The sequence below is a fragment of the Pseudomonas sp. AF32 genome (assembly GCF_022342325.2).
GTDB classification, from domain to species: Bacteria; Pseudomonadota; Gammaproteobacteria; order Pseudomonadales; family Pseudomonadaceae; genus Aquipseudomonas; species Aquipseudomonas uvaldensis.
Genome location: NZ_RQJK02000011.1, coordinates 19,081 through 42,319, shown reverse-complemented (window position 1 = coordinate 42,319; position 23,239 = coordinate 19,081). Strand labels below are relative to the sequence as shown.

Sequence of the window (23,239 nt, the reverse complement as noted above, 5' to 3'; positions counted from 1 at the left end):
CTGGATAAATTTTCAGTGGTTCGGATCGGCGGCTATCATACCCCGCTAATCAGTCCCGCGCAGAACGGAGTAACTCAATGACACTTTTTGCCTTCATCTACACCCTGCATTTATTGGCGGCCCTGACCTGGGTCGGCGGGATGTTCTTTGCCTGGATGGTCCTGCGCCCCGCCGCAGTGACGGCTTTGGAGGGGCCTGCCAGGCTCGGATTATGGGTCGAAGTGTTTCAACGTTTTTTCGTTTGGGTCTGGGTCGCGGTGGTGATTTTGCCGATCAGCGGTGTAGGCCTCATCCATGTGCGCTTCGCCGGTTTCGAAACCGCGCCGCGTTACGTGCAGGTCATGATGGGGTTGTATGTGGTGATGACGGCGTTGTTCATCCGCATCCAGGGCTTGCAGTTGCCGTCGTTGCGTAACGCCGTGGTGGCGCAGGACTGGCCGGCGGGTGCGGCGGTGCTGGGCAAGATTCGTCGCTTGGTGGGAATCAATCTGTTGATCGGGTTGCTGGTGGTGGCGATTGGCGCGGCGCGACCGATGTTCTGAGTATCATCAGGCGTTGCACCGCACCTGTGGGAGCGGGCTTGCTCGCGAAGACGGTGGGTCAGTCAGTATTGAATAACCTGACACGCCCTCTTCGCGAGCAAGCCCGCTCCCACAAGGCCTAGAAGCGTTGCACGGTCACCGCACCCGCAGCGCCGGCAGGCCCGGGCTTGCCATCGGCGCCGGGGCGACCGCTTTTGCCACCGTCGGCGGTGTAGACCAGGCAGCCCTTGGCCTTGCCGCCGGCGCCGGGTTTTCCACCCGATCCTGGCGCGCCGCCCGCGCCACCGTCCACCGCGACTTTGATCTGCGCTTGCGGGTAGTCTCGGGGCAGTTCGAGGCGCACCAGGGCGCCGGCCGCGCCAGGCTGGCCATCGCTGCCATTGCTGCCGTCGGCACCGCGCCCCGCCGAACCCCAGGTGCACCCCGGAGCCTGCCCATTGGCACCGTCAAGGCCTACATAACCCGGCGCGCCGGTACCACCGCGGGCATCCACCGACAACAACGGTGCGTTCAAGGCATTGAAGCGCAGGTTGAGGTTGCGCCCCGGCAGCGCTGCCTTCGTATAGGTCCCTGGCGCACCACGGGCAGTAATCTGGCTGCCATCGGCCAGTTCAGCCTGGGTCACGCTCATCTCCAGCGCCTGCTGTGAAGGCACGATGGCGATCCGCGCCTCACGTCCCAGGTGCAGTTGCCCAATCGACAATTGAGTCACATTCGAAGGCACCAGCAATGTCCCGTAATCAGCCACCTCCAGCCGTTCCAGAGTCAGGGTGCTGGTGGTATTGGGCAGGCGCATCAGCGAATGACTTTCCACCTGGAGCACTTGGGCAGATGCCCACGGACAGACGAGTGCAGCGAGCAGACACAATTTACGCATGGGAAGCCTCTGCGGCGGTCGGAAGGGTTTGCAAGTGAAAAATGCCGAACAGCAGCACCCTGAGGCGATCACGGCCAGGCGCGCGCGAGTGGCGAAAATGGGCCCTGAAGAGCAGCAGTTCCAACAGATGGACCGCCAGCAACAGCGCGCCGGCAAGGTTGACCAGCAGGTGCAGCGGATAAACGAACGGCAGGACCAGATTGACCAGCACCACCAGCCAGAACAGCAGGGTCAACAAGCGCCCCAACCCGCAAAACACCTTCATACGCCCCTCGGTGGGAATTATTCTTTGCATGCACAGTAACGGCTTGCCCACAGGTTAAGCCAGAGGCTGCGGCAAATTTAATCCAGGGGACAAGAGCGCTTGCCGGTGCGAGGGAGCATGCCCCCTCGCACCGGGCTTTCAACGGTTGATCTTGATTTCCGTACGGCGGTTCATGGCACGCCCGTCGGCAGTCTTGTTGTCCGCCACCGGCTGGCTCTCACCGGCACCGGCTACCGAGACGAAGCTGGCGCGAGGCACGCCGCTTTCAACCAGGTAGTTGACCACTGAATTGGCTCGCTTCTCTGACAGGCGTTGGTTGTAGGCATTGCTGCCAACGCTGTCGGTATGACCGGTTACCCGCAGCTGTACGGTTGATGACTCCTGTTTCAGCCGGGTCGCAACGGCGCTCAGCGCCTCCTTGTCGGATGGAGTCAACGTGGCCTTGTTGAATTCGAAGTGCACATCGCGGATCACGATGGTCTCTTCCCTGACCACAACCGGTTCTTCAACCGCGGGCGCCGGTGCGGGCGGCGGGCAACCGTCGGCATCGACCTGCACGCCCTTCGGCGTGCCGGGGCACTTGTCGCGGCTGTCCGGCACGCCGTCGCCATCCTCGTCGCCGTCGCCATGGGCCCAGCACCAGGCGCCCGCCACAGTGCCTGCCACCAGCGCACCAGGGCCGATCCAGGAACTGCTTTCGATGGCGCCCAATCCCGCGCCAACGACACCACCCGTGGCCGCACAGATCGGCCAGTCGGTTTTTTGCAAACCTGCGCAACCAGTCAACACACTGGTTAGCAGAACCAGGGGTAACACTGTCCGAACGCTGTTCATTGGTTCTTCTCCTTGAGGAATCGGCTTTGCACCGATTCAGGGGAGTAAAGACCCGAGTCGGGATCCGCGCCAGCGCCTGACTACCCCAGGGTTTGCCTCGTATTTGCGGCCGTTCGGCACTTTTAAGCGCAAACCGCTCTAGGCCATGTGGTCTGAGCAGGCTATCGTGAGGGCTCTGATTGAGGAACCTCGATGACCGCTGCCATTTCTTCGCGCACGCCCCAGCAAGCCCTGGCCGCCGTGCTTGATCGCTACGCCCCGCGAAAACTGTTGCTGATCGGCGCAAGCGGCTTTCCCGCGCTGGAAGCATTTCAACAGGCACACCCCGATACCCAAGTGGTTCTGGCGGCCCCTGGCCCGCTGCCAACGGATGTCGCCACGCAACGCTTCGACCTGGCCCTGGCGCTCGATTGCCTGGAGCATTTGCCCAAGCGCGACGGTCTGAACCTGCTGGGCGGGATCCGCAACCTCAACGCCAGCCGTATCGCCGTGCTGGCGGACCTCAAAGCCTGTGGCTGGCAGGAAACAGACTTCTTTTCCCTGGCCCTGCAGGCCAGCGAGCGGTTCCAGCGCGGGGAGCAGGTGCTGACCCTGTTCACCTACGATCTGCTTGAATACAAACAGGTCCCGGACTGGCTCAACTCACGCTTTTGGGCCAACCCGGAAAACTTTGGAAAATATTGGTGGTAGAGCTGTGAACATAAGCCTGCAGACAACCATTTGCCCCTGCGGCAGTGGCAACCCACTGGACGCGTGCTGCGGCCATTATCACGACGGTCACCCGGCGCCCTGCGCCGAAGCCTTGATGCGCTCGCGCTACAGCGCCTACGTGCTCGGTCTGGTGGATTATCTGGTGGCGACCACCCTGCCTGCCCAGCAGGACGGGCTCGACCGCCAGGCGATGAGCGAATGGAGCGCCAAGAGCACCTGGCTCGGGCTGGAAGTGGAAAGCAGCGAGGTCTTCGGCGGCCAACCGGAACACGCCTTTGTCACGTTCACGGCGCGCTGGCACGACGGCCAGGGGGAACACAGCCATCGCGAGCAGTCTTCATTCGTGCAGAACGGCGGGCGCTGGTATTTCATCGATCCGACTGTCCCGGTCAAGACCGGACGCAACGACAGCTGCCCTTGTGGCAGCGGGCACAAGTTCAAGAAGTGTTGCGCGAGCTACTTCCGCTGATACCGGAATCGTCCGACGCCTCTTGCGTTTGCCGGCGGGCTAGACTGGAGATAGACCAGAGGCGCGGACATGACCTACTCATCACCCCTGCTACGCATCGCCTGCCTGCTGCTCTTCATCGGGCTCGGCAGCTGTGCCTCCTGGCAGGGTGACGAGCCTCCCGAACCGCAGGTGCATCTGGTCAAGGTCGAAGTCATCCGTGCACGGTTGCTGGAACAGCGATTCATGTTGCACTTTCGGGTCGACAACCCCGGCGACAGTGACCTGACCGTGCGAGGCCTGACGTACCGGATCCATCTCGCGGACCTGTTGCTGACCGACGGCGAGCACGAGCACTGGTTCACGGTGCCCGCGCGAGACAGTGGCTACTTTCAGGTGCCGATCCGGACCAACCTGTGGCCACAGGTGCGGGAAGTGGTGAAGTTGCTCGGGGAACCCCGGCAGCAGATCCCCTATCGTTTGGAAGGTGAGCTGGAAACCGGATTATTCATCGCTCACTACGTGCACCTGGAGCGCAATGGCGTGATAATCGCCGCCGATTTAATTGCGGAGTGACACCGATGACCCAACAACCCCACGTCCATGGCCCCGATTGCAACCACGACCATGACCATCACCACGATCATGACCACGGCCACGTCCATGGTCCGCACTGCGGCCACGCCCACCAGGAACCGGTGCGCAACGCCCTGAAGGATGTAGGCCGCAACGACCCTTGCCCATGTGGCAATGGCAAGAAGTTCAAGAAGTGCCACGGGGCTTGATTCAGCGGTTCTCCCGTTGAAACGCCATCGCGAGCAGGTCTCGCTCCCACAGAATCGGCGATAAGCATGTGGGAGCATGGCTTGCCCGCGATGACGCCGGCACAGCCAATGCCGCAGTATCAGCCTGCTTCCAGAATCCGCCTCGCGCTGATCACCGTCGCATACTCTCCATGCAGGTTGCCCAGTGACATCGCGTGCACCTCATCCGCCGAACGGGCGTTACCGAAATAATCGGCCTTGTCGAACGTGAAGCATGCGTCTTCGACGACCCACGTTTCGAAGCCCAGGTTGCCGGCCGTGCGCGCCGTGGACTCCACCGAGTTATGCGTCGCCACGCCCACGATCACCAGCTGCCCGATCCCGGCGCTGCGCAGGTCCGCCTCCAGCCGGGTGCCGCTGAATGCGTCCGGTACCTGTTTTTGAATGAGCCTTTCTCCGGCGAGCGGCGCGAATCGCTCCTGCACCTCCACGCCCGATTGCCCCGGCCAGAACACTGAATCCGGCGAGCGGGACAGGTGATGCACATGGATCACCGGACGCGCCGAGTGTCGCCAGAGCGCTAGCAACTCAAGCATGCGCAGTTCCGCCTCGGGGTTGTTACGCGGACCGAGCCTGGGATGCAGGATGCCTTTTTGTTGATCGATGAGAATCAGCGCCGCGTCTGTCTTTAGCTCCATGCCGGTTTACTCTCTGGCAGTCATTGAAACGCCACACTTGAGCACCCTCTCGTCCCGAGGGCAAGCCACGGCGAGGGGCTTTCATCGACAAATCCATAAATATCCCCTGCCCCCGCTTGCGCGGCCCTCTCCTGCTCACTAACGTAGCGCCTTTCGTTTGGTGCCCCCTCCCGCAGGAGCTTTGCCATGGCCTCGCCAGCCTTTAATTTCTTCTTCCCCCGACTCGGCGTTGCCGCCGCGGTGGCCGGTGTGCTCGGTTTGAGCGGTTGCCAGGCCTGGAACACCCAGGATACGGTCCCGCCCACCTCCGGCGTCCAGCCGCTCAAGGGGCTGGCGCAGAACGTCACGATCCGGCGCAATGCCATGGGCACGCCGTTGATCGAAAGCAGCAGTTTCCATGACGCGCTGTTCGCCCTCGGCTACGTCCACGCCAGCGACCGCATCACCCAGATGGTGACCCTGCGCCTGTTGGCCCAGGGACGGTTATCGGAACTGTCCGGGGCCGACCGGCTGGATGTCGACCGTTACATGCGAGCCGTCAACCTGAAGAAAAGCGCCGACGAGCTGTACAAGGCGTCGTCACCGCGGCTCAAACGCTTCTTTGAAGTCTATGCCCGAGGCGTCAACGCCTACCTGTTCCGCTACCGCGACAAGTTGCCTTCGGACCTGGCCGCCACGGGCTACAAGCCCGAGTACTGGAAGCCGGAAGATTCGGCCTTGATGTTCTGCCTGCTGAATTTCAGCCAATCGGCCAACCTGCCGGAAGAAGTCGCCAGCCTGGTGTTGGCCCAGACGGTCACGAACGACAAACTGGCCTGGCTGACCCCATCCTATCCGGACGAACCACTGCCCCTGGATGAAGCCGGCAAGCTCCAGGGCATCCGGCTCAACGGCCAGGTCCCGGGCTTGAACGAAATCAGCAACGCCAGCAGCCAGTTGGCTGCGCTGAACCTGCCAGGCGCGGGGTCATCGAATGACTGGGTCATCGCCCCGCAACGCAGTCGCAGCGGCAAGAGCCTGCTGGCCAGCGACAGCCATGGCCCCTTGAGCACGCCTTCGTCGTGGGCACCCGTGCAGATCCGCGCCCCGAAATACCAGGCCGCCGGGCTTTCCGTACCGGGCATTCCGATGATCCTGGCGGGTTTCAATGGCAACGTGGCGTGGAGCATGACCAGCGTGCTGGGGGACAACCAGGATCTGTTCCTGGAGAAAATCCGCCGCCAGGGCAACAGCCTGTCCTACGAGGTCAACGGTAAATGGCAGCCGGTGAGCGTGCGTAACGAAACCTACTTCGTCAAAGGCCAGCGACCGATCCGTGAAGCCGTGTTCGAAACCCGCCATGGCCCGCTGCTCAACAGTGCCCAAGGCACCGCAATGGCCAATGGCTTTGGTCTGGCCTTGCAGACGCCGGGCTTGGCCGACGACAAGACCCTGGACGCACTCTTCGATCTGTCCCGTGCGCAGAATGCCGAGAAAGCCTCCGATGCCAGCCGTGAAGTCCGCGCCCTGGCGACGAACCTGATCTTTGCCGACGCCAGCCACATTGGCTGGCAGGTCACCGGTCGCTATCCGAACCGCCGCGAAGGCGAAGGCCTGCTGCCGTCGCCGGGCTGGGAAGGTCGCTATGACTGGGAGGGTTACGCCGACCCGATGGCGCATCCCTACGACCAGGACCCGGCCCAGGGCTGGCTCGGCAACGCCAACCAGCGGGTCATTCCCCACGGCTACGGCATGCAGTTGTCCAACTCCTGGGCTGCACCGGAGCGTCGCGAGCGGCTGGCCGAACTGGCCGGTGCGGGCAAGCATGACGCCCGCAGCCTGACCGCGATGCAATACGACCAGACCACGCCATTGGCCGCCAAGCTCAAGAAGGTCTTTGAAGCGCCGGGCATGGCCCTGCCGCTCAAGCAGGCGATCGAGGCATTGCCAACGGCTGAGCGGGCCAAGGCCCGAGAGGCCTACACCCGGCTGATGGCGTTCGACGGTCGGCTCAGCCCGGTTTCCGCCGATGCGGCGATCTATGAACTGTTCCTGCAGCAAAGCATGAAACAGATCTTCCTCGACGAACTGGGCCCGGAAAGCAGCCCCGCCTGGAAAGCGCTGGTCGCCAACGGTCAATTGTCCTACTCGGCCCAGGTCGATCATCTGCTCGGTCGTGAAGACAGTCCGTTTTGGGACGATGTGCGTACGGCGCAGAAGGAAGACAAGGCCATCATCCTGGCCCGCAGTCTGGCAGCCACCATCACGGCCGGGGAAAGCCAGTTGGGCGGCGACCACAACGCCTGGCAGTGGGGCAAATTGCACCGCTACGAGTGGAAGAATGCCGGCGGTCAAACCGTGCGCGGCCCGCTGCCGGCCGGTGGCGACGCGACCACGCTCAATACCGCGGCATTCGCCCTGGGTCAGGATTTCAACACCACCCAGGCGCCGACTACGCGCTTTATCGTTGACTTCGGCCAGCCCGAACCGTTGATGATCCAGGGCGGCATCGGTCAGTCAGGCAACCCGGCCAGCCCGAACTACATCAATGGCATCGATCCATGGATCAAGGGGCAATACCAGAGCCTGCCACTGCAACCGCAGAACTTTGATCGGGCATATGGCAAGACGCGACTGACCCTGACACCGGGCAAATAACTTGCCCGTGGCGAGGGGATTTACCCCCTCGCCACAAATGGCCTGCATGTTCCTGGCGTCGCCGCAAACCCGATAGAACTTCTCCCCCCGCGCCCACCTCTACCTGACAAGCCCATCGCCCCGGTGATAGCATGGATCTTGTCATTGCCCGCCCCGAAGGCCTGTATTGCCCGCCCGGAGATTTCTACATCGACCCCTGGCGACCAGTGGAACGCTCGGTCATCACCCATGCTCACGGCGACCATGCCCGCAGCGGCAACCAGCATTACCTGGCCGCGGCCCCCGGCGAAGGCATCCTGCGTTCACGACTGGGCCAGGCCATCAACCTGCAAACACTGCCCTATGGCGAACGCCTCCACCACCACGGCGTGACCTTGAGTTTCCACCCTGCCGGCCATGTGTTGGGGTCGGCTCAGGTGAGACTGGAATATGAAGGCGAGGTCTGGGTGGCGTCCGGGGACTACAAGGTGGAACCCGACGGCACGTGTGCCGCGTTCGAACCGGTGAAATGTCATACGTTCATCACCGAATCCACCTTCGGCCTGCCGATCTATCGCTGGCAGCCCCAGGCGCAGATATTCGATGAAATCAACCAGTGGTGGCGCGGCAACATAGCGGCCGGCCGGGCCAGCGTGTTGTTCTGCTACTCCTTCGGCAAGGCCCAGCGAATTCTCCACGGCATTGACGCAAGCCTCGGGCCCATCCTCGCCCACGGCGCGGTCGAACCGTTGAACCGTGTCTACCGCGACGCCGGGGTGTATTTGCCACCGACGATTTATGCCGGCGACATCAAAAGGAACGACCCGATCATGGCCCAGGCCCTGGTCATCGCCCCACCCTCGGCCGGTGGCAGTACCTGGATGCGTCGCTTCGGAGATTACAGTGATGCGTTCGCCAGCGGCTGGATGCGCCTGCGCGGCACTCGCCGGCGAAGAGGCGTGGACCGGGGATTCGTGCTGTCCGATCACGCTGACTGGCCCGGTCTGCTATGGGCCATCGAACAGACCGGCGCGGAGCGAGTCATGGTCACCCATGGGTCGGTTGGCGTGCTCGTGCGGCACTTGCGCGAGCTCGGCCTCGACGCCCAGGGGTTCACCACCGAATACGGCGACGATGAAGAAGAGCTCGTCACCGCCACGCCCCACTCCGACGAGGACGCGTCATGAAGGCCTTCGCCGAGCTGTATGCCGATCTCGATGCAACCACCTCCAGCAATGCCAAGCTGGCCGCCATGCAGAACTACTTCACCCAGGCCCCCCCTCAGGATGCGGCATGGGCCGTGTACTTCCTGTCCGGCGGGCGTCCACGGCAATTGGTGCCGGTGAAAATCCTCCGGGAACTGGCGGTGCAAGTGTCCGGGTTGTCACTTTGGCTGTTCGAGGAAAGTTACCAGGCTGTGGGCGACCTCGCGGAAACCATCTCGCTGGTGCTGCCGGAGTCGCCGTACCGTTCCGACGAAGGCCTGGCAGTGTGGATCGAAGAAAAACTGCTGCCCTTGCGCGGTGAATCGCCTGAAGTGCTGGCGGTGCAGCTGCCGGCGCTGTGGGCGCAACTCGACCGGCCGAGCCTGATGCTCTGCATCAAGCTCATCACGGGCAGCTTCCGGGTCGGTGTGTCCAAGCTGCTGGTGACCCGGGCGCTGGCCGCAATGGCAGGGCTGGACAGCAAACGGGTGGCCCAGCGCCTGGTGGGTTACACCGACCTGTCCCATCGCCCGACGGCCGCCAACTACCTGAAGCTGATCGCGAGCGAATCGGAGGACGAGCATGCCCAACGTGGCGGCCAGCCTTACCCGTTTTTCCTGGCCCATGCGTTGTCCGCCCCGGTGGAACAGTTCGACACGCTGCTGGGGCCGGCCAGCGACTGGCAAGTGGAGTGGAAGTGGGACGGCATCCGATCCCAGGTGATCAAGCGCGACGGCCATCTGTGGGTCTGGTCACGGGGTGAAGAGCTGGTGACCGAACGCTTCCCCGAGCTTCATCCCCTGGCCCAGGCGTTACCCGATGGCACGGTGATCGACGGCGAGATCGTGGTCTGGAAATCTTCGCAGCCGCTCACTGCTCAAGCTTTCGACCCGGATACGCCCCTGCAACCCTCGGTACAGCCCTTCGCCCTGCTGCAACAGCGTATTGGCCGCAAGACCCTGAGCAAGAAAGTTCTCGAAGAAGCGCCCGTGGTGGTGATGGCCTACGATCTGCTGGAGTGGCAAGAGGAGGATTGGCGCAGCCGTCCCCAGGCCGAGCGACGCGAGCGACTGGAGACCCTGATTGCCCACTGTCACAGCCCGGTCCTGTTGCCGTCGCCGGTCGTGACCGGCCAGGACTGGCTCGACCTTGCCCGTCAGCGCGAAGCGTCCCGCAGCCTGGGTGTCGAGGGGATGATGCTCAAGGCTCGTAACGCGTTGTATGGCGTCGGCCGGACCAAGGACATGGGGGTGTGGTGGAAATGGAAAATCGATCCGTTCAGCGTCGACGCCGTGTTGATCTACGCCCAGCGCGGCCATGGCCGCCGCGCCAGCTTGTACAGCGACTACACCTTCGCCGTCTGGGACAACCCTCCGGGCAGCCGCGAACGCAACCTGGTGCCCTTCGCCAAGGCGTACTCGGGGCTGACCGATGAAGAAATGCGCCAGGTCGACAGCATCGTGCGCAAGACCACGGTGGAGAAGTTCGGCCCGGTAAGCAGTGTAACCCCCACCCTGGTCTTTGAATTGGGCTTTGAAGGCATTGCCTTGTCCAAGCGCCACAAAAGCGGGATCGCCGTGCGGTTCCCAAGGATGCTGCGCTGGCGCCAGGATAAAACCGTTGAAGACGCCGATACGCTGGCTACGCTTCAGGATCTGCTGAAATAAGCCTCATGCGGTTCCGCAGGAGAGCACAGCTTACCCTCCAGTCTCGCTCCATCCCGGTGCGCTTTTTAAGGTACGCTGCACGCCCTTGCACCATCACGTTCCACCGGCCGTCGGCTAAGCTGTTAAACGCTTGTTCGGTACTCTGGTTCGGAAATTGCTATCTTTTTGCCGTCTTACCGTTCGCACCTTTACCGGTAACAAAACTTACGCGCTTCACGCGCTCATTTTGGTTTTAGGGACTCGATAATGAAAAAAGCACTGCTGACCCTTTCTGCACTGGCATTGTGCATGGCCGCCGGCGCCGCCACGGCCAAGGAATACAAGGAACTGCGTTTTGGTGTCGACCCGTCCTACGCCCCGTTTGAATCCAAGGCCGCCGATGGCAGCCTGGTAGGTTTCGATATCGACCTGGGCAACGCGATCTGCGAAGAACTGAAAGTCAAGTGCAAGTGGGTCGAAAGCGATTTCGACGGCATGATTCCTGGCCTGAAAGCCAACAAATTCGACGGTGTGATCTCCTCCATGACCGTGACTCCAGCCCGTGAGAAAGTCATCGACTTCTCCAGCGAGCTGTTCTCCGGCCCAACCGCTTATGTCTTCAAGAAAGGCTCGGGCCTGAGCGAAGACGTCGCGTCGCTCAAGGGCAAGACCGTCGGCTATGAGCAAGGCACCATCCAGGAAGCCTACGCCAAAGCCGTGCTGGACAAGGCTGGCGTCAAGACCCAGGCCTATCAGAACCAGGACCAGGTCTATGCCGACCTGACCTCCGGCCGCCTCGATGCAGCGATCCAGGACATGCTGCAGGCCGAGCTGGGCTTCATGAAATCGCCGAAGGGCGCCGGCTATGAAGTCAGCAAACCGGTGGACAGCGAACTGCTGCCATCCAAGACCGCCATCGGTATCAAGAAAGGTAACAAAGACCTGAAGGCGCTTTTGGATAAAGGTATCAAAGCGTTACACGATGATGGCAAATACGCTGAAATTCAGAAAAAACACTTTGGCGATCTGAATCTGTACAGCGGCAAATAATGCGCAGCGCCCATCCGGTTTCGGATGGGCGCTTTTTTCCGGCCAAAGGCTTCTTTCATGTTCGAACAACTCCTACAAAATCTGGGGCTCTCGGCCTTCAGCCTGCAGGGCTTTGGCCCGCTGCTGATGCAAGGCACCTGGATGACCATCAAACTCTCGGCCCTGTCCTTGTTGTTGAGCGTCTTGCTCGGGCTGCTGGGCGCCAGTGCGAAACTGTCCAGCGTCAAACTGCTGCGTATCCCGGCCCAGCTCTACACCACGCTGATTCGTGGGGTGCCAGACCTGGTGCTAATGTTGCTGATCTTCTACAGCCTGCAAACCTGGCTGACTTCTCTTACCGACTTCATGGAATGGGAATACATCGAGATCGACCCATTCGGCGCCGGGGTCATTACCCTGGGCTTCATTTATGGCGCGTACTTCACCGAAACCTTCCGCGGCGCGATCCTCGCCGTGCCAAGGGGCCAGGTCGAAGCCGCCACGGCGTATGGCCTCAAGCGTGGCCAGCGTTTCCGCTTCGTGGTGTTTCCGCAAATGATGCGCTTTGCCCTGCCGGGTATCGGCAATAACTGGATGGTGATGCTCAAGGCCACCGCACTGGTGTCGATCATCGGCCTGGCCGATCTGGTCAAGGCTGCCCAGGATGCGGGCAAGAGCACCTACCAGCTGTTCTACTTCCTGGTGCTGGCGGCACTGATCTACCTGCTGATCACCAGCGCTTCCAACTTCATTTTGCGCAGGCTTGAACGCCGTTACGCCGCCGGTGCACGGGAGGCAGTGCGATGATCGAGCTTTTGCAGGAATACTGGCGGCCGTTCCTCTACAGCGACGGCGTCAACGTCACGGGCCTGGCGATGACCCTGTGGCTACTCAGCGCTTCGCTGCTGATCGGCTTTGTGGTGTCGATTCCGTTGTCCATCGCTCGGGTTTCGCCCAGGTTCTACGTGCGCTGGCCCGTGCAGTTCTACACGTACCTGTTCCGCGGCACGCCGCTCTATATCCAGTTGCTGATCTGCTACACCGGCATCTACAGCATCGCGGCGGTGCGTGAGCAGCCCCTGTTGGACAGCTTCTTCCGCGATGCCATGAACTGCACGATCCTGGCCTTCGCGCTGAACACCTGCGCCTACACCACGGAGATTTTCGCCGGTGCGATTCGCAGCATGAACCATGGGGAAGTCGAAGCGGCCAAGGCCTACGGCCTGACCGGCTGGAAACTGTATGCCTACGTGATCATGCCTTCGGCACTGCGGCGTTCGCTGCCCTACTACAGCAACGAAGTGATCCTGATGCTGCACTCGACGACGGTGGCATTCACCGCTACCGTTCCAGACGTACTGAAAGTCGCCCGGGACGCCAACTCGGCTACCTTCCTGACCTTCCAGTCATTCGGGATCGCCGCGTTGATCTACCTGAGCGTCACCTTTGCGCTGGTGGGGCTGTTCCGTCTCGCCGAACGCCGCTGGCTGGCCTTCCTCGGCCCGACTCACTAAGGTTCACGCAAATGCGCCACCAGATACATGACTTGCTGGCCCCGGTGCCGGGAACCGCACGCAAGATCCACAGTTTTCACTTCGGCCCGGAAAAAGCTGCCGGCAAGATCTATATCCAGTCGTCACTGCACGCCGACGAATTACCCGGCATGCTGGTGGCCTGGCACCTCAAGCAACGCTTGGCGGAACTGGAAGCCTCGGGCCATCTGCGCCACGAGATCGTCCTCGTTCCGGTGGCCAATCCTGTTGGCCTTGAACAAGTGCTGATGGACGTGCCCCTGGGCCGCTACGAGCTGGAAAGCGGGCAGAACTTCAACCGCCGGTTCGTCGACCTGAGCGAAGAAATCGGCAATGAGATCGAAGAGCTGCTGACCCAGGACCCACAGCATAACCTGATGCTGATCCGCACCAGCCTGCGCGATGCCCTTGCCCGGCAAACCGCCGCCACCCAGTTGCAATCCCAACGCCTGGTACTGCAAAGGCTGGCCTGCGACGCCGACATGGTGCTGGACCTGCACTGCGACTTCGAAGCCGTGGCCCACCTTTACACCACGCCCGAAGCCTGGCCCCAGGTCGAGCCGCTGGCCCGCTACATCGGCGCCGAAGCCTGCCTGCTGGCGACCGACTCGGGAGGCCAGTCATTCGACGAATGCTTCACCCTGCTCTGGTGGCAACTCAAGGAACGCTTTGGCGACCGGTTCGAGATTCCCCTGGGCAGCTTTTCGGTCACCGTCGAATTGCGCGGCCAGGGCGACGTCAACCACGGGCTGGCGAGCCTGGACTGCCAGGCCCTGATCGAATACCTGATTCGCTACGGCGCCATCGAAGGCGAACCGATGCCCCTGCCGGACCTGCCGTATCCAGCCACTCCCCTGGCCGGCGTCGAGCCGGTGGCAACGCCCGTCGGCGGGCTGTTGGTCTACAGCGCCCTGCCGGGGGAATACCTGGAGGCGGGGCAACTGGTGGCGGAAATCATCGACCCGGTCAGCGACACCGTCACCCCCGTCCACTGCCACAATGCCGGGCTGCTGTACGCCCGCTCGCTGCGCCGCATGGCCACCGCCGGCATGGTGATTGCCCATGTCGCCGGCACCGAAGCCTACCGTAGCGGTTACCTACTTTCGCCTTGAGGATGCACGTTCCATGTACAAACTGACCATCGAAGGCCTGCACAAAAGCTATGGCCAGCACGAGGTACTCAAAGGCGTTTCCCTCAAGGCCCGGACTGGTGACGTCATCAGCCTGATCGGCGCCAGCGGCTCGGGCAAAAGTACCTTCCTGCGCTGCATCAACTTCCTTGAACAACCCAATGATGGCGCCATGAGCCTGGACGGCCAATCGATCCGCATGGCCAAGGATCGCCACGGTATGCATGTGGCTGACCCGGATGAGCTGCAACGCATCCGCACGCGCCTGGCCATGGTGTTTCAGCACTTCAACCTGTGGAGCCACATGACCGTGCTGGAAAACATCACCATGGCGCCGCGCCGGGTGCTGGGTGTCGACCGCCAGGAAGCCGAAGCACGTGCCCGTCGTTACCTCGACAAGGTCGGCCTGCCGGCGCGGGTCGCCGAGCAGTACCCCGCGTTCCTGTCCGGCGGCCAGCAACAACGCGTGGCGATCGCCCGGGCCCTGGCGATGGAACCGGAGGTGATGCTGTTCGATGAGCCGACCTCGGCCCTGGACCCGGAACTGGTGGGGGAAGTTTTGAAGGTCATTCAGGGCCTGGCCGAGGAAGGCCGGACCATGATCATGGTGACCCACGAAATGAGCTTCGCCCGCAAAGTCTCCAACCAGGTGCTGTTCCTGCATCAGGGCCTGGTGGAAGAAGAAGGCGCCCCGGAAGACGTGCTGGGCAACCCGAAGAGCGAACGGCTCAAGCAATTTCTCAGCGGTAATCTGAAGTAACTTTACCCTGGATGGCTCGAGATGCGGTCCTGTGGCGAGGGGATTTAATCCCCGTTCGAGTGCGAAGCGCTCGCCTCAGGACCGTACCGATACGTAGCGTTTGGGATTGCTTCGCAATCCAGCGGGGATAAATCCCCTCGCCACAGCAAGCATTAAACCTTTGCTATCGGCCCGTGGTCACTGAGAGAGGACTTTCAGGGCGCACGCGGCACGCATGGCAACCTCCAACGACTTCGCAAACCAGTGGTTCAGCGCTCGCGGCTGGAAGCCGTTCGCCTTTCAGAAACAGGTATGGGCCGCAGTCAAGCGAGGCGAGTCCGGGCTGCTGCACGCCAGCACGGGCGCCGGCAAGACCTACGCCTTGTGGTTCGCCGCCCTCAACCGTTTTGCCCGCCCTGCATCAACGCCAGATAAACCGCGCAAGCGCAAGCCACCGGCCGAACCGCTAACCGTCCTGTGGATCACGCCGATGCGTGCACTCGCCGCCGATACCGGTAAAGCCCTCGAAGTCCCCCTGGCCGAGTTGCAAATTCCCTGGAGCGTCGGCCTGCGCACCGGCGACACCAGCGCCAGCGAACGAGCCCGCCAGGGCAGGCGCCTGCCCACGGCTCTGATCACTACGCCTGAAAGCCTGACCCTGATGCTTGCCCGCGCCGATTCACAGAGCACAACATCGACGCTGTGCATGGTCGTGGTGGACGAATGGCATGAACTGCTGGGCAACAAGCGTGGCGTGCAACTGCAACTGGCGCTGGCCCGCTTGCGACAGTGGCACCCCGACCTCATCGTCTGGGGCGTGTCCGCCACCCTGGGTAACCAGGCCCATGCCGAGCGGGTCTTGATCCCACAGGGCAACGGCATCAGCGTGCAGGGCGCAAACGAAAAAGCCCTGCTGGTCGATACGCTGCTGCCTCCCGCCCTGGAACGGTTTCCCTGGGCCGGACACATAGGCCTGAAGATGCTGCCCCAGGTCGTTGCGCAAATCGACGCCAGCAGCAGTTGCCTGGTCTTCACCAATACCCGGGCGCAATCGGAAATCTGGTACCAGGCCATCCTCGAAGCCCGGCCGGACTGGGCCGGGCTGATTGCGTTGCACCACAGCTCATTGTCCCGCGATACCCGGGACTGGGTGGAGCGCGCACTCAAGGATGGCGAACTCAAAGCGGTGGTCTGCACCTCCAGCCTGGACCTGGGCGTGGATTTCCTGCCGGTGGAGCGGGTGCTGCAGATCGGTTCGGCCAAGGGCGTGGCGCGGCTGATGCAACGGGCCGGACGCTCCGGCCACGCGCCCGGACGGACTTCACGAATCACGCTGGTGCCGACCCACAGCCTGGAGTTGATCGAAGCCGCCGCCGCGCAGGACGCCGTGGCCCAACGACGCATCGAACCTCGCGAATCGCCCCACAAGCCGCTGGATGTGCTGGTGCAACATCTGGTCAGCATGGCGCTGGGCGGCGGCTTCGTGCCCGATGAACTGTACCGGGAGGTGCGCGGCGCCTGGGCCTATCGCGACCTGAACGAAGCCGAATGGGCCTGGGCGCTGGCGTTCGTGCGCCATGGCGGCCTGTCATTGACCGCCTACCCCGATTACCGACGGGTCGAGCCGGACGAGCAGGGCATCTGGCGCGTCCCCGATGCGCGCCTGGCCCGGCGTCATCGCATGAGCATTGGCACCATCGTCAGCGACGCCAGCCTGCAGTTGAAGTTCTGGAGCAAGGGCGGAGGTGGCAAAACCCTGGGCAGCGTGGAAGAAGGTTTCATCGCCCGCCTGCGACCCGGTGACGGATTCCTCTTCGCCGGACGCCTGCTGGAATTGGTCCGGGTCGAAGACATGACCGCCTATGTGCGGCGCAGCCAGGCGAAAAAAGCGGCCGTTCCGCGCTGGAACGGTGGGCGAATGCCGCTCTCCAACGAGTTGGCCGCCGCCGTCGTCGCGCGCCTGAGCGAAGCCGCTGCGGGTCGCTTCGAAGGCCCGGAAATGCAAGCCGTAAAACCTTTGCTGTTGACCCAGCAGCGCTGGTCCGGATTGCCCACACACACCACGTTGTTGGCCGAAGCCCTGAAATCCCGGGAAGGCTGGCATCTGTTTCTCTATCCGTTTGCCGGCCGCCAGGTTCATCTGGGGCTCGCCAGCCTGTTGGCCTGGCGCGTCAGCCGGCAGCAACCGGTGACGTTCTCCATCGCCGTCAACGACTACGGCCTGGAATTGCTCAGCGCCACGGAGGTGGATTGGTCGCGACACCTGAACCGGGCGCTGCTGAGCGCCGACAATCTGCTGGCCGATGTCCTCGCCAGCCTGAATGCCGGGGAGCTGGCCCTGCGACGCTTCCGTGAAATCGCCCGGATCGCTGGCCTGGTCTTCGCCGGCTACCCCGGCGCACCGAAAAGCACCCGGCAGGTCCAGGCTTCCAGTGGGTTGTTTTTTCAGGTGTTCAAGCAGTACGACGCCGACAACCTTTTACTGGCCCAGGCCGGCGAGGAAGTCTTGCGGGAAGAATTGGACATACGCCGATTGGAGCAGACCTTGGAACGCCTCAATACCTTAAAGCTGGACCTTTACACTACCAAACGCCCCACTCCGCTGGGGTTCCCTTTGCTGGTGGAACGGTTCAGGGAAAGCATGAGCTCGGAAAAACTGGCCGATCGCATCCGGCGGATGGTCAGCGAGCTGGAAAAAACCGCCGATCGCGGTGACCGCTGATGCCCGCGCCTTATCCTGTCAGCCTCGCCGGCGAAGAACTCTGGTTACTGCCGCAGAAGGCCCTGTACTGGCCCGCCCAGGAAACCCTGATGGTGGCGGATGTGCATTTCGGCAAGGCCGCCGCCTATCGCAGCCTCGGCCAGCCGGTGCCCCACGGCACCACCGCCAGCAACATCGCCGTGCTGGACGCCTTGCTGGAAAGCCTGCCGTGCCGTCAGTTGATCTTCCTCGGTGATTTCCTCCACGGCCCCGGCTCCCATGCGCCGGCGACCTTGAAGGCGCTTGCCGAGTGGCGTGAACGACATCCGCACCTGGCGATGACGCTGATCCGCGGCAACCACGACAAGCGCGCCGGTGACCCGCCGTCGACGCTGAATATTCGCGTCGTGCCGGAGCCGTTGCTGCTGGGCCCCTTCGCCGTGCAACACGAGCCTCATCCACACCCGAGCCGTCATGTCCTGGCCGGACATGTGCATCCGGTCTATCACTTGAGCGGCAAGGGTCGGCAGCGCCTGCGCCTGGCGTGTTTTCGCCTGGGTAGCGAAATCAGCCTGCTGCCGGCCTTTGGCGCATTCACTGGCGGCTACCGGGTCGAGCAGGACAACGACTGTAGGATTTTCGTCATCGGCGACGACGAAATATGGCCCATCAACTGACGGAGGTTGATGGGCGAGCATTCAGGCGGTAGGCATGGGAGGCGGCTCGTCCGGCAGTACCGGTTCGCCGGTCTCGTCTGGGTCAGCAGGCTGTTCGTTGGGGGTATCAGGATCGGGTTGACCGGGAATGCCTCCCGCCGCTTCGACAGGGTGGGCCAGCAGGGACCAAGCCAGGACGCCGATCTGGTTGGGCTCAAGCCTCGCCAGTTCGGCACTGATGCGCGGATCGATCTTCATAGAGCAACTCCTGAGCGAAAGCCCGCTGCTCAGACGCAAAAACGGGCAGTACACCCCAATAGAGTGTCTGCCCGTCCAAGAATTCCGACAGCTCGTCAGAATCAGGTGCGCGGCAATGTCACGCCGCGCTGGCCCTGGTACTTGCCGCCCCGGTCCTTGTAGGACACTTCGCATTCTTCATCGGATTCGAGGAACAGCATCTGCGCCACGCCTTCGTTGGCGTAGATCTTCGCCGGCAGGGTCGTGGTGTTGGAAAACTCCAGGGTCACATGGCCTTCCCACTCCGGTTCCAGCGGCGTGACGTTGACGATGATGCCGCAACGGGCATACGTACTTTTGCCCAGGCAGATGGTCAGCACGTTACGTGGGATGCGGAAATACTCGACCGTACGCGCCAGAGCGAAGGAGTTCGGCGGGATGATGCAAACATCGCTCTTGATGTCGACGAAACTCTTTTCGTCGAAATTCTTCGGATCGACGGTGGCCGAGTTGATGTTGGTGAACACCTTGAATTCATCGGCGCAGCGTACGTCGTAGCCGTAGCTTGAAACACCGAACGAAATCAGCCGATCGGCGCCTTCGCCACGCATCTGGCGCTCCACGAAAGGCTCGATCATGCCGTGCTCTTGCGCCATGCGGCGAATCCACTTGTCCGATTTGATGCTCATGGCGGGTGTCCTGATAGCGAGGTGGAAAAAACTGTCCGGCATCTTACCGGGGCACGGGACGGGTTCAAAGTGCAGCGAGCAAATCTCGCCGATCCGCCTTGATTTCCGGTGCCTGCCGGCAATTGCGCGCGCCGTCAGTCACTAAAACCGAGAAACCTTCGCAAAGACCATTGGCACGTTCCGGAAAAAGGGTTAAGGTGGCGTCACTGTGCTGCTTGTGTCACTGAGAATCTCTACACGATATGTTGAATTTCGATCCAACCATCTACAAGAATTTTTCCTGCTCTTTGCACTCAGTCTCGGCCAGGGTTCTTCCTGAGTCGCAGTTATCTTTGTCCAAGGAGTTACACCATGTCTAATCGCCAAACCGGTACCGTCAAGTGGTTCAACGATGAAAAAGGCTTCGGCTTCATCACCCCACAATCCGGTGACGATCTGTTCGTACACTTCAAAGCTATCCAATCCGACGGCTTCAAAAGCCTGAAAGAAGGCCAACAGGTTTCTTTCATCGCTACCCGCGGTCAGAAAGGCATGCAAGCTGAAGAAGTAACAGTTATCTAACTGTTCCTGCTTTAGCCAAAAGCCCCGCCCTTAAAAGCGGGGCTTTTTTGTGCCCGTCGATTCATACGAGCACACAAAAACCTGTGGGAGCGAGCCTGCTCGCGATAGCAGTAGACCAGCAACAACGCTGTTGACTGATACAACGCCATCGCGAGCAGGCTCGCTCCCACAGGGATTATTTCCGCCTGGGACTTACCAGGTCACACCAAACCCGGCCGTATAGCGGGTCTTGCTCAAGTCGCTGTCTTCGGTACCCTCGATGACATCCTTCTCGGCCTTGAGGTTGAGCGACGCCCAGTCAGTGACTTTGTAGCGCAGCCCCACCTCGGCATCGTAGGCGTACTCAGCGACACCGGACAGTGGCTTGCCCACTTCCCCATTGGTGAAGAACTCGACGCGCTTGCCCATGAGATACCGGTTGTAGTCCCACTTCATGGCGACGGAGTAGAAGTTGTCCTTGCCACCGTCCCGATATTCGTAGTCGGTACGGTTCAGCAGCGAGCCCAACGAGAACGCCCCGAGTTCATCGTCCCAGAACTGGTAGCCCGGACCGGTACCCACCACCCGCTGGCGAGCCAGGTCCTCGACCTTGTCGCGCTTGTAGTTCAAGCGCCCTTGCCAGAACCATTTATCCGTCAGGAACCGGTCCAGGGAGTATTCCAGCCTCCAGTTGTCGGCAGAGACCACGTCGTCCTGGAATTCCCGGTTGTACTCGCCCTCGGCGGTATGGCGCCAACGGCCATGGCGCGCCGAGGTCTTGAAGTCGATGTCGTAGTCGTCGGTATCGTTTTCCGCGCGCTGATAATCCAGCGCGGCATCGATATTGCCCTTCCACACCAAGTCTTCGACCACTGGCTTGGGCTTGAGGATCTGCTGGATACTGGCCAACTCAACCGTCTTGGGCCCCTCGCCATTGGCCAGGGTGACCTTGCCATCTTCGGCCGCGTGCAAGGCCTTGGCTTTTTCGCCGGTGTAGGCGTCCTGCTTGACCAGCAACTGCTGGTCGCTCTCGAGCGTCTTGACCTGTTTCCAGTCGATGGGAACGGCACCTGCGTAATCGGTCTGGATCAGCAACTTGCCGCCATCGAAAACGGTGATTTTTCCGCTGAGCTTGTCGCCGTTCTTCAGCCAGACGGTATCGGCAAGCAAGGGCATGGAGGCGCTGGTGACAGCTAGGCATAACAGGGTTCTGGACAACATAAGCGATAATGGGCTCAAGTTTTCGGTGAAAAGGCGGCATTATCCCCCGGGATGACACCTCAGCAACGACTGACCCGCGTAGGGGGAATGAGTTCATTTCTCAACCGCCCCTGTAGGAATTAATCTACGGACGGACACATTTCTCAGGAAAACCTAACGTGACTGATCTTCCTGCGGCCCCCGAAGATGCCGCGCAAATCCGCCGCACCACCCTTTACCTGACCCTGGCGCAGGTACCGGCCGGCAAGGTAGTCACCTATGGTCAGCTCGCCGAGATGGCCGGCCTGGGCCGGGCAGCCCGCTGGGTTGGCCGGACCCTCAGCCAGTTGCCGGACGACACCCGGTTGCCCTGGCATCGGGTGGTGGGTGCCGGCGGTCGGATCAGCCTGCCGGCGGGCAGCACTTCGGGGGACGAGCAACGCGCCCGGCTGCGCCTGGAAGGCATCAGTGTCCTGAACAATCGTGTTGATATTCGGCGCCATGGCTGGCGTCCGGTAGAGCACAGCGGTTAGAGTGCGCGCTTTGTTTTCGCAATTTTTGAGGCAGACTCCAGCCCATGCCCCGTAAAACCTGGCGCGCCGCCCTCGCCGCCTATGCCAGTCCTTCGACGCTCGTGCTGTTGCTGCTTGGCTTCGCCGCCGGCTTGCCCTACATGCTTGTGTTTTCCACGCTTTCGGTCTGGTTGCGCGAGGCTGGCGTGGCCCGCGAAACCATCGGCTATGCAAGCCTGATCGGCCTGGCGTATGCCTTCAAATGGGTCTGGTCGCCGCTGCTCGACCAATGGCGCCTGCCACTGTTGGGTAAACTCGGGCGACGCCGTTCATGGCTGGTACTTTCCCAGGGCCTGGTGATCCTGGGCCTGGTCGGCATGGGGTTCTGCGATCCGCAGAAACACCTGTCCTGGTTGATCGCCATCGCCGTGATCGTGGCCTTCGCTTCGGCCACCCAGGATATCGCCGTGGATGCCTATCGCCTGGAAATCGTCGACGACACGCGCCAGGCTGCCCTGGCCGCCAGTTACATGTCCGGCTACCGGGTCGCCGCACTTCTGGCCACCGCCGGCGCGCTCTACTTCGCCGAGGGCTTCGGTTCCACCGGTTTCAGCTACAAACACTCGGCGTGGGCCGGCACGTACCTGTTGTTCGGCGTGTTGATGGTCCCGGCTCTGCTCACTTCGGTGTTCATGCGCGAACCCCCGGTACCGCTACGCACGCAATTGCAGGCCGGACGTTATACGTTCGTCCATCAGTTGGCGTCGGTGTTCGTGCTGATCGTCCTGCTGGTGTCGGTCCCGGCGATGTTCACTCAACTCTACAATACCGACTTCGCCAGTGTGCTGTTCGAGGGCGTCAGCCTGCTCGACCTTTTGCTTGAAGACCGCGCGTTCCTGCGAGCCATCCTCTATATCATCCTGACGGCGATGTGCCTGTCGAGCATGGGGCGCCGTGGCCTGGCGCCGGTGCTCACGCCCGTCAACGATTTCATCCTGCGCTATCGCTGGCAGGCCCTGCTGCTGCTCGGGCTGATTGCCACCTACCGGATGTCCGACACGGTCATGGGCGTCATGGCCAACGTCTTCTACATCGACCAGGGCTTCAGCAAAGACCAGATCGCCAGCGTCAGCAAGATTTTCGGCCTGATCATGACGCTCGTCGGTGCCGGCATGGGCGGCCTGCTAATCGTTCGCTTCGGCATCCTGCCGATTCTGTTCACGGGCGGCGTCGCTTCGGCCGCGACCAACATCCTGTTCCTGATGCTCGCCGACATGGGCCCGAACCTGAAGATGCTGGTGCTGACCATCTCCCTCGATAACTTCAGCTCCGGTCTCGCCACCTCGGCATTCGTGGCGTACCTGTCGAGCCTGACCAACCTGAAGTTCTCCGCCACCCAGTACGCCCTGCTCAGCTCGATCATGCTGCTGCTGCCACGCTTGATCGGTGGCTATTCCGGCGTAATGGTGGAGAAGTTCGGCTATCACAACTTCTTCCTCATCACCGCCCTGCTCGGCGTACCGACCCTGCTGTTGATTGCCCTGCATTGGTTCCAGGAAAATCGTCGCCAGGGTCCGGCCGTTCCCGTGGAGTCGACACCCACCCGGCCGGCAGAAGAATCGTAGGAAACTTTACTAAACGCCGGGGAAACCAGCGTTAGTAACAGGC

General features: G+C 61.9%; 25 protein-coding genes. 18 read left to right on the top strand and 7 right to left on the bottom strand.

Annotation, left to right across the window (positions count from 1 at the left end):
- The first annotated feature begins 77 nt into the window (after nucleotides 1-77).
- Complete coding sequence (locus tag EGM97_RS12150) at nucleotides 78-542, top strand: CopD family protein (RefSeq protein ID WP_238964166.1); 465 nt, start codon at nucleotides 78-80, stop codon at nucleotides 540-542.
- A 118-nt stretch (nucleotides 543-660) separates the two neighbouring features.
- Here EGM97_RS12150 and EGM97_RS12145 read toward each other — a convergent pair whose 3' ends face one another.
- From EGM97_RS12145 to EGM97_RS12135, 3 genes are all read right to left on the bottom strand, one after another.
- A complete protein-coding gene (locus EGM97_RS12145; protein WP_238964165.1) occupies nucleotides 661-1,419 on the bottom strand; it encodes a collagen-like protein in 759 nt (252 codons plus the stop codon).
- Entirely contained in the window at nucleotides 1,412-1,684 is a 273-nt protein-coding gene (locus EGM97_RS12140) for a DUF1145 domain-containing protein (RefSeq protein ID WP_238964164.1), read from the bottom strand. The genes EGM97_RS12145 and EGM97_RS12140 overlap by 8 nt, the downstream gene beginning before the upstream one ends.
- Before the next feature lie 138 nt (nucleotides 1,685-1,822).
- Nucleotides 1,823-2,518, bottom strand: a complete 696-nt coding sequence (locus EGM97_RS12135; RefSeq protein ID WP_238964163.1) for a PA1041 family peptidoglycan-binding anchor lipoprotein — start codon at nucleotides 2,516-2,518, stop codon at nucleotides 1,823-1,825.
- Between the two features lie 192 nt (nucleotides 2,519-2,710).
- Between EGM97_RS12135 and EGM97_RS12130 the strand changes: the two genes are divergently transcribed.
- The 4 genes from EGM97_RS12130 (at nucleotide 2,711) to EGM97_RS12115 (ending at nucleotide 4,462) form a co-directional block, all read left to right on the top strand.
- Nucleotides 2,711-3,208, top strand: coding sequence for a DUF6231 family protein (locus EGM97_RS12130; protein ID WP_238964158.1), 498 nt, complete (start codon nucleotides 2,711-2,713; stop codon nucleotides 3,206-3,208).
- A gap of 16 nt (nucleotides 3,209-3,224) precedes the next feature.
- The gene (locus tag EGM97_RS12125; protein WP_053153261.1) at nucleotides 3,225-3,698 is read left to right on the top strand and encodes a YchJ family protein; all 474 of its coding nucleotides are present in this window, start codon (nucleotides 3,225-3,227) and stop codon (nucleotides 3,696-3,698) included.
- A gap of 69 nt (nucleotides 3,699-3,767) precedes the next feature.
- Complete coding sequence (locus EGM97_RS12120) at nucleotides 3,768-4,253, top strand: LEA/WHy family protein (RefSeq protein ID WP_238964151.1); 486 nt, start codon at nucleotides 3,768-3,770, stop codon at nucleotides 4,251-4,253.
- Between the two features lie 5 nt (nucleotides 4,254-4,258).
- Nucleotides 4,259-4,462: an SEC-C metal-binding domain-containing protein gene (locus tag EGM97_RS12115; RefSeq protein ID WP_053153014.1), complete on the top strand. Its 204-nt coding sequence runs from the start codon at nucleotides 4,259-4,261 to the stop codon at nucleotides 4,460-4,462.
- A gap of 119 nt (nucleotides 4,463-4,581) precedes the next feature.
- Here the strand turns inward: EGM97_RS12115 and EGM97_RS12110 are convergent, their stop codons facing one another.
- On the bottom strand, nucleotides 4,582-5,139 hold the full coding sequence (locus EGM97_RS12110) for a cysteine hydrolase family protein (RefSeq protein ID WP_238964149.1): 558 nt from the start codon (nucleotides 5,137-5,139) through the stop codon (nucleotides 4,582-4,584).
- 186 nt (nucleotides 5,140-5,325) lie between these two features.
- Between EGM97_RS12110 and EGM97_RS12105 the strand changes: the two genes are divergently transcribed.
- From EGM97_RS12105 to pdeM, 10 genes are all read left to right on the top strand, one after another.
- Nucleotides 5,326-7,776 carry a penicillin acylase family protein gene (locus EGM97_RS12105; RefSeq protein ID WP_238964147.1) on the top strand — a complete coding sequence of 817 codons (2,451 nt, stop codon included), beginning with the start codon at nucleotides 5,326-5,328 and terminating at the stop codon, nucleotides 7,774-7,776.
- Between the two features lie 131 nt (nucleotides 7,777-7,907).
- Nucleotides 7,908-8,942, top strand: a complete 1,035-nt coding sequence (locus tag EGM97_RS12100; RefSeq protein WP_238964146.1) for a ligase-associated DNA damage response exonuclease — start codon at nucleotides 7,908-7,910, stop codon at nucleotides 8,940-8,942.
- The gene (locus tag EGM97_RS12095; RefSeq protein WP_238964138.1) at nucleotides 8,939-10,627 is read left to right on the top strand and encodes an ATP-dependent DNA ligase; all 1,689 of its coding nucleotides are present in this window, start codon (nucleotides 8,939-8,941) and stop codon (nucleotides 10,625-10,627) included. Before EGM97_RS12100 ends, EGM97_RS12095 begins: the two co-directional genes overlap by 4 nt.
- Before the next feature lie 246 nt (nucleotides 10,628-10,873).
- Nucleotides 10,874-11,656 carry a transporter substrate-binding domain-containing protein gene (locus EGM97_RS12090; protein ID WP_238964136.1) on the top strand — a complete coding sequence of 261 codons (783 nt, stop codon included), beginning with the start codon at nucleotides 10,874-10,876 and terminating at the stop codon, nucleotides 11,654-11,656.
- A gap of 57 nt (nucleotides 11,657-11,713) precedes the next feature.
- Nucleotides 11,714-12,442, top strand: a complete 729-nt coding sequence (locus EGM97_RS12085) for an ABC transporter permease (RefSeq protein WP_238964134.1) — start codon at nucleotides 11,714-11,716, stop codon at nucleotides 12,440-12,442.
- A complete protein-coding gene (locus EGM97_RS12080; RefSeq protein WP_238964132.1) occupies nucleotides 12,439-13,149 on the top strand; it encodes an ABC transporter permease in 711 nt (236 codons plus the stop codon). The genes EGM97_RS12085 and EGM97_RS12080 overlap by 4 nt, the downstream gene beginning before the upstream one ends.
- A gap of 11 nt (nucleotides 13,150-13,160) precedes the next feature.
- The gene (locus tag EGM97_RS12075) at nucleotides 13,161-14,279 is read left to right on the top strand and encodes a succinylglutamate desuccinylase/aspartoacylase family protein (RefSeq protein ID WP_238964130.1); all 1,119 of its coding nucleotides are present in this window, start codon (nucleotides 13,161-13,163) and stop codon (nucleotides 14,277-14,279) included.
- A gap of 13 nt (nucleotides 14,280-14,292) precedes the next feature.
- Nucleotides 14,293-15,057 (top strand): ABC transporter ATP-binding protein, encoded by a 765-nt coding sequence (locus tag EGM97_RS12070; protein ID WP_238964128.1) that lies wholly within the window; start codon nucleotides 14,293-14,295, stop codon nucleotides 15,055-15,057.
- A gap of 214 nt (nucleotides 15,058-15,271) precedes the next feature.
- Entirely contained in the window at nucleotides 15,272-17,758 is a 2,487-nt protein-coding gene (locus tag EGM97_RS12065; RefSeq protein ID WP_238964126.1) for a ligase-associated DNA damage response DEXH box helicase, read from the top strand.
- Entirely contained in the window at nucleotides 17,758-18,414 is a 657-nt protein-coding gene (gene pdeM, locus EGM97_RS12060; protein ID WP_238964124.1) for a ligase-associated DNA damage response endonuclease PdeM, read from the top strand. The genes EGM97_RS12065 and pdeM overlap by 1 nt, the downstream gene beginning before the upstream one ends.
- Nucleotides 18,415-18,435: 21 nt before the next feature.
- On the opposite strand, the gene EGM97_RS12055 is transcribed toward pdeM, so the two are convergent.
- Nucleotides 18,436-18,651: a hypothetical protein gene (locus EGM97_RS12055; RefSeq protein ID WP_238964122.1), complete on the bottom strand. Its 216-nt coding sequence runs from the start codon at nucleotides 18,649-18,651 to the stop codon at nucleotides 18,436-18,438.
- A 101-nt stretch (nucleotides 18,652-18,752) separates the two neighbouring features.
- On the bottom strand, nucleotides 18,753-19,319 hold the full coding sequence (dcd, locus tag EGM97_RS12050; protein WP_017126297.1) for a dCTP deaminase: 567 nt from the start codon (nucleotides 19,317-19,319) through the stop codon (nucleotides 18,753-18,755).
- A gap of 351 nt (nucleotides 19,320-19,670) precedes the next feature.
- Here dcd and EGM97_RS12045 point away from each other — a divergent pair, with 351 nt between their 5' ends.
- Nucleotides 19,671-19,880, top strand: a complete 210-nt coding sequence (locus EGM97_RS12045; protein WP_047701932.1) for a cold-shock protein — start codon at nucleotides 19,671-19,673, stop codon at nucleotides 19,878-19,880.
- A gap of 192 nt (nucleotides 19,881-20,072) precedes the next feature.
- Here EGM97_RS12045 and EGM97_RS12040 read toward each other — a convergent pair whose 3' ends face one another.
- On the bottom strand, nucleotides 20,073-21,080 hold the full coding sequence (locus EGM97_RS12040) for a DUF481 domain-containing protein (protein ID WP_238964115.1): 1,008 nt from the start codon (nucleotides 21,078-21,080) through the stop codon (nucleotides 20,073-20,075).
- A 158-nt stretch (nucleotides 21,081-21,238) separates the two neighbouring features.
- On the opposite strand from EGM97_RS12040, the gene EGM97_RS12035 reads away from it, so the two are divergent.
- Complete coding sequence (locus EGM97_RS12035) at nucleotides 21,239-21,592, top strand: MGMT family protein (RefSeq protein WP_238964110.1); 354 nt, start codon at nucleotides 21,239-21,241, stop codon at nucleotides 21,590-21,592.
- A gap of 44 nt (nucleotides 21,593-21,636) precedes the next feature.
- The gene (locus EGM97_RS12030; protein WP_238964108.1) at nucleotides 21,637-23,196 is read left to right on the top strand and encodes an AmpG family muropeptide MFS transporter; all 1,560 of its coding nucleotides are present in this window, start codon (nucleotides 21,637-21,639) and stop codon (nucleotides 23,194-23,196) included.
- Nucleotides 23,197-23,239 lie beyond the last annotated feature (43 nt).

Coding starts and splice junctions, on each gene's coding strand:
- EGM97_RS12090 (WP_238964136.1), top strand. CDS start 10,874: ATGAAAAAAGCACTGCTGACCCTTTCTGCACTGGCATTGTGCATGGCC.
- EGM97_RS12075 (WP_238964130.1), top strand. CDS start 13,161: ATGCGCCACCAGATACATGACTTGCTGGCCCCGGTGCCGGGAACCGCA.
- EGM97_RS12055 (WP_238964122.1), bottom strand. CDS start 18,651: ATGAAGATCGATCCGCGCATCAGTGCCGAACTGGCGAGGCTTGAGCCC.
- EGM97_RS12105 (WP_238964147.1), top strand. CDS start 5,326: ATGGCCTCGCCAGCCTTTAATTTCTTCTTCCCCCGACTCGGCGTTGCC.
- EGM97_RS12080 (WP_238964132.1), top strand. CDS start 12,439: ATGATCGAGCTTTTGCAGGAATACTGGCGGCCGTTCCTCTACAGCGAC.
- EGM97_RS12145 (WP_238964165.1), bottom strand. CDS start 1,419: ATGCGTAAATTGTGTCTGCTCGCTGCACTCGTCTGTCCGTGGGCATCT.
- EGM97_RS12065 (WP_238964126.1), top strand. CDS start 15,272: ATGGCAACCTCCAACGACTTCGCAAACCAGTGGTTCAGCGCTCGCGGC.
- EGM97_RS12135 (WP_238964163.1), bottom strand. CDS start 2,518: ATGAACAGCGTTCGGACAGTGTTACCCCTGGTTCTGCTAACCAGTGTG.
- EGM97_RS12100 (WP_238964146.1), top strand. CDS start 7,908: ATGGATCTTGTCATTGCCCGCCCCGAAGGCCTGTATTGCCCGCCCGGA.
- EGM97_RS12085 (WP_238964134.1), top strand. CDS start 11,714: ATGTTCGAACAACTCCTACAAAATCTGGGGCTCTCGGCCTTCAGCCTG.
- EGM97_RS12130 (WP_238964158.1), top strand. CDS start 2,711: ATGACCGCTGCCATTTCTTCGCGCACGCCCCAGCAAGCCCTGGCCGCC.
- EGM97_RS12120 (WP_238964151.1), top strand. CDS start 3,768: ATGACCTACTCATCACCCCTGCTACGCATCGCCTGCCTGCTGCTCTTC.
- pdeM (WP_238964124.1), top strand. CDS start 17,758: ATGCCCGCGCCTTATCCTGTCAGCCTCGCCGGCGAAGAACTCTGGTTA.
- EGM97_RS12070 (WP_238964128.1), top strand. CDS start 14,293: ATGTACAAACTGACCATCGAAGGCCTGCACAAAAGCTATGGCCAGCAC.
- EGM97_RS12110 (WP_238964149.1), bottom strand. CDS start 5,139: ATGGAGCTAAAGACAGACGCGGCGCTGATTCTCATCGATCAACAAAAA.
- EGM97_RS12095 (WP_238964138.1), top strand. CDS start 8,939: ATGAAGGCCTTCGCCGAGCTGTATGCCGATCTCGATGCAACCACCTCC.
- EGM97_RS12030 (WP_238964108.1), top strand. CDS start 21,637: ATGCCCCGTAAAACCTGGCGCGCCGCCCTCGCCGCCTATGCCAGTCCT.
- dcd (WP_017126297.1), bottom strand. CDS start 19,319: ATGAGCATCAAATCGGACAAGTGGATTCGCCGCATGGCGCAAGAGCAC.
- EGM97_RS12040 (WP_238964115.1), bottom strand. CDS start 21,080: ATGTTGTCCAGAACCCTGTTATGCCTAGCTGTCACCAGCGCCTCCATG.
- EGM97_RS12140 (WP_238964164.1), bottom strand. CDS start 1,684: ATGAAGGTGTTTTGCGGGTTGGGGCGCTTGTTGACCCTGCTGTTCTGG.
- EGM97_RS12115 (WP_053153014.1), top strand. CDS start 4,259: ATGACCCAACAACCCCACGTCCATGGCCCCGATTGCAACCACGACCAT.
- EGM97_RS12150 (WP_238964166.1), top strand. CDS start 78: ATGACACTTTTTGCCTTCATCTACACCCTGCATTTATTGGCGGCCCTG.
- EGM97_RS12045 (WP_047701932.1), top strand. CDS start 19,671: ATGTCTAATCGCCAAACCGGTACCGTCAAGTGGTTCAACGATGAAAAA.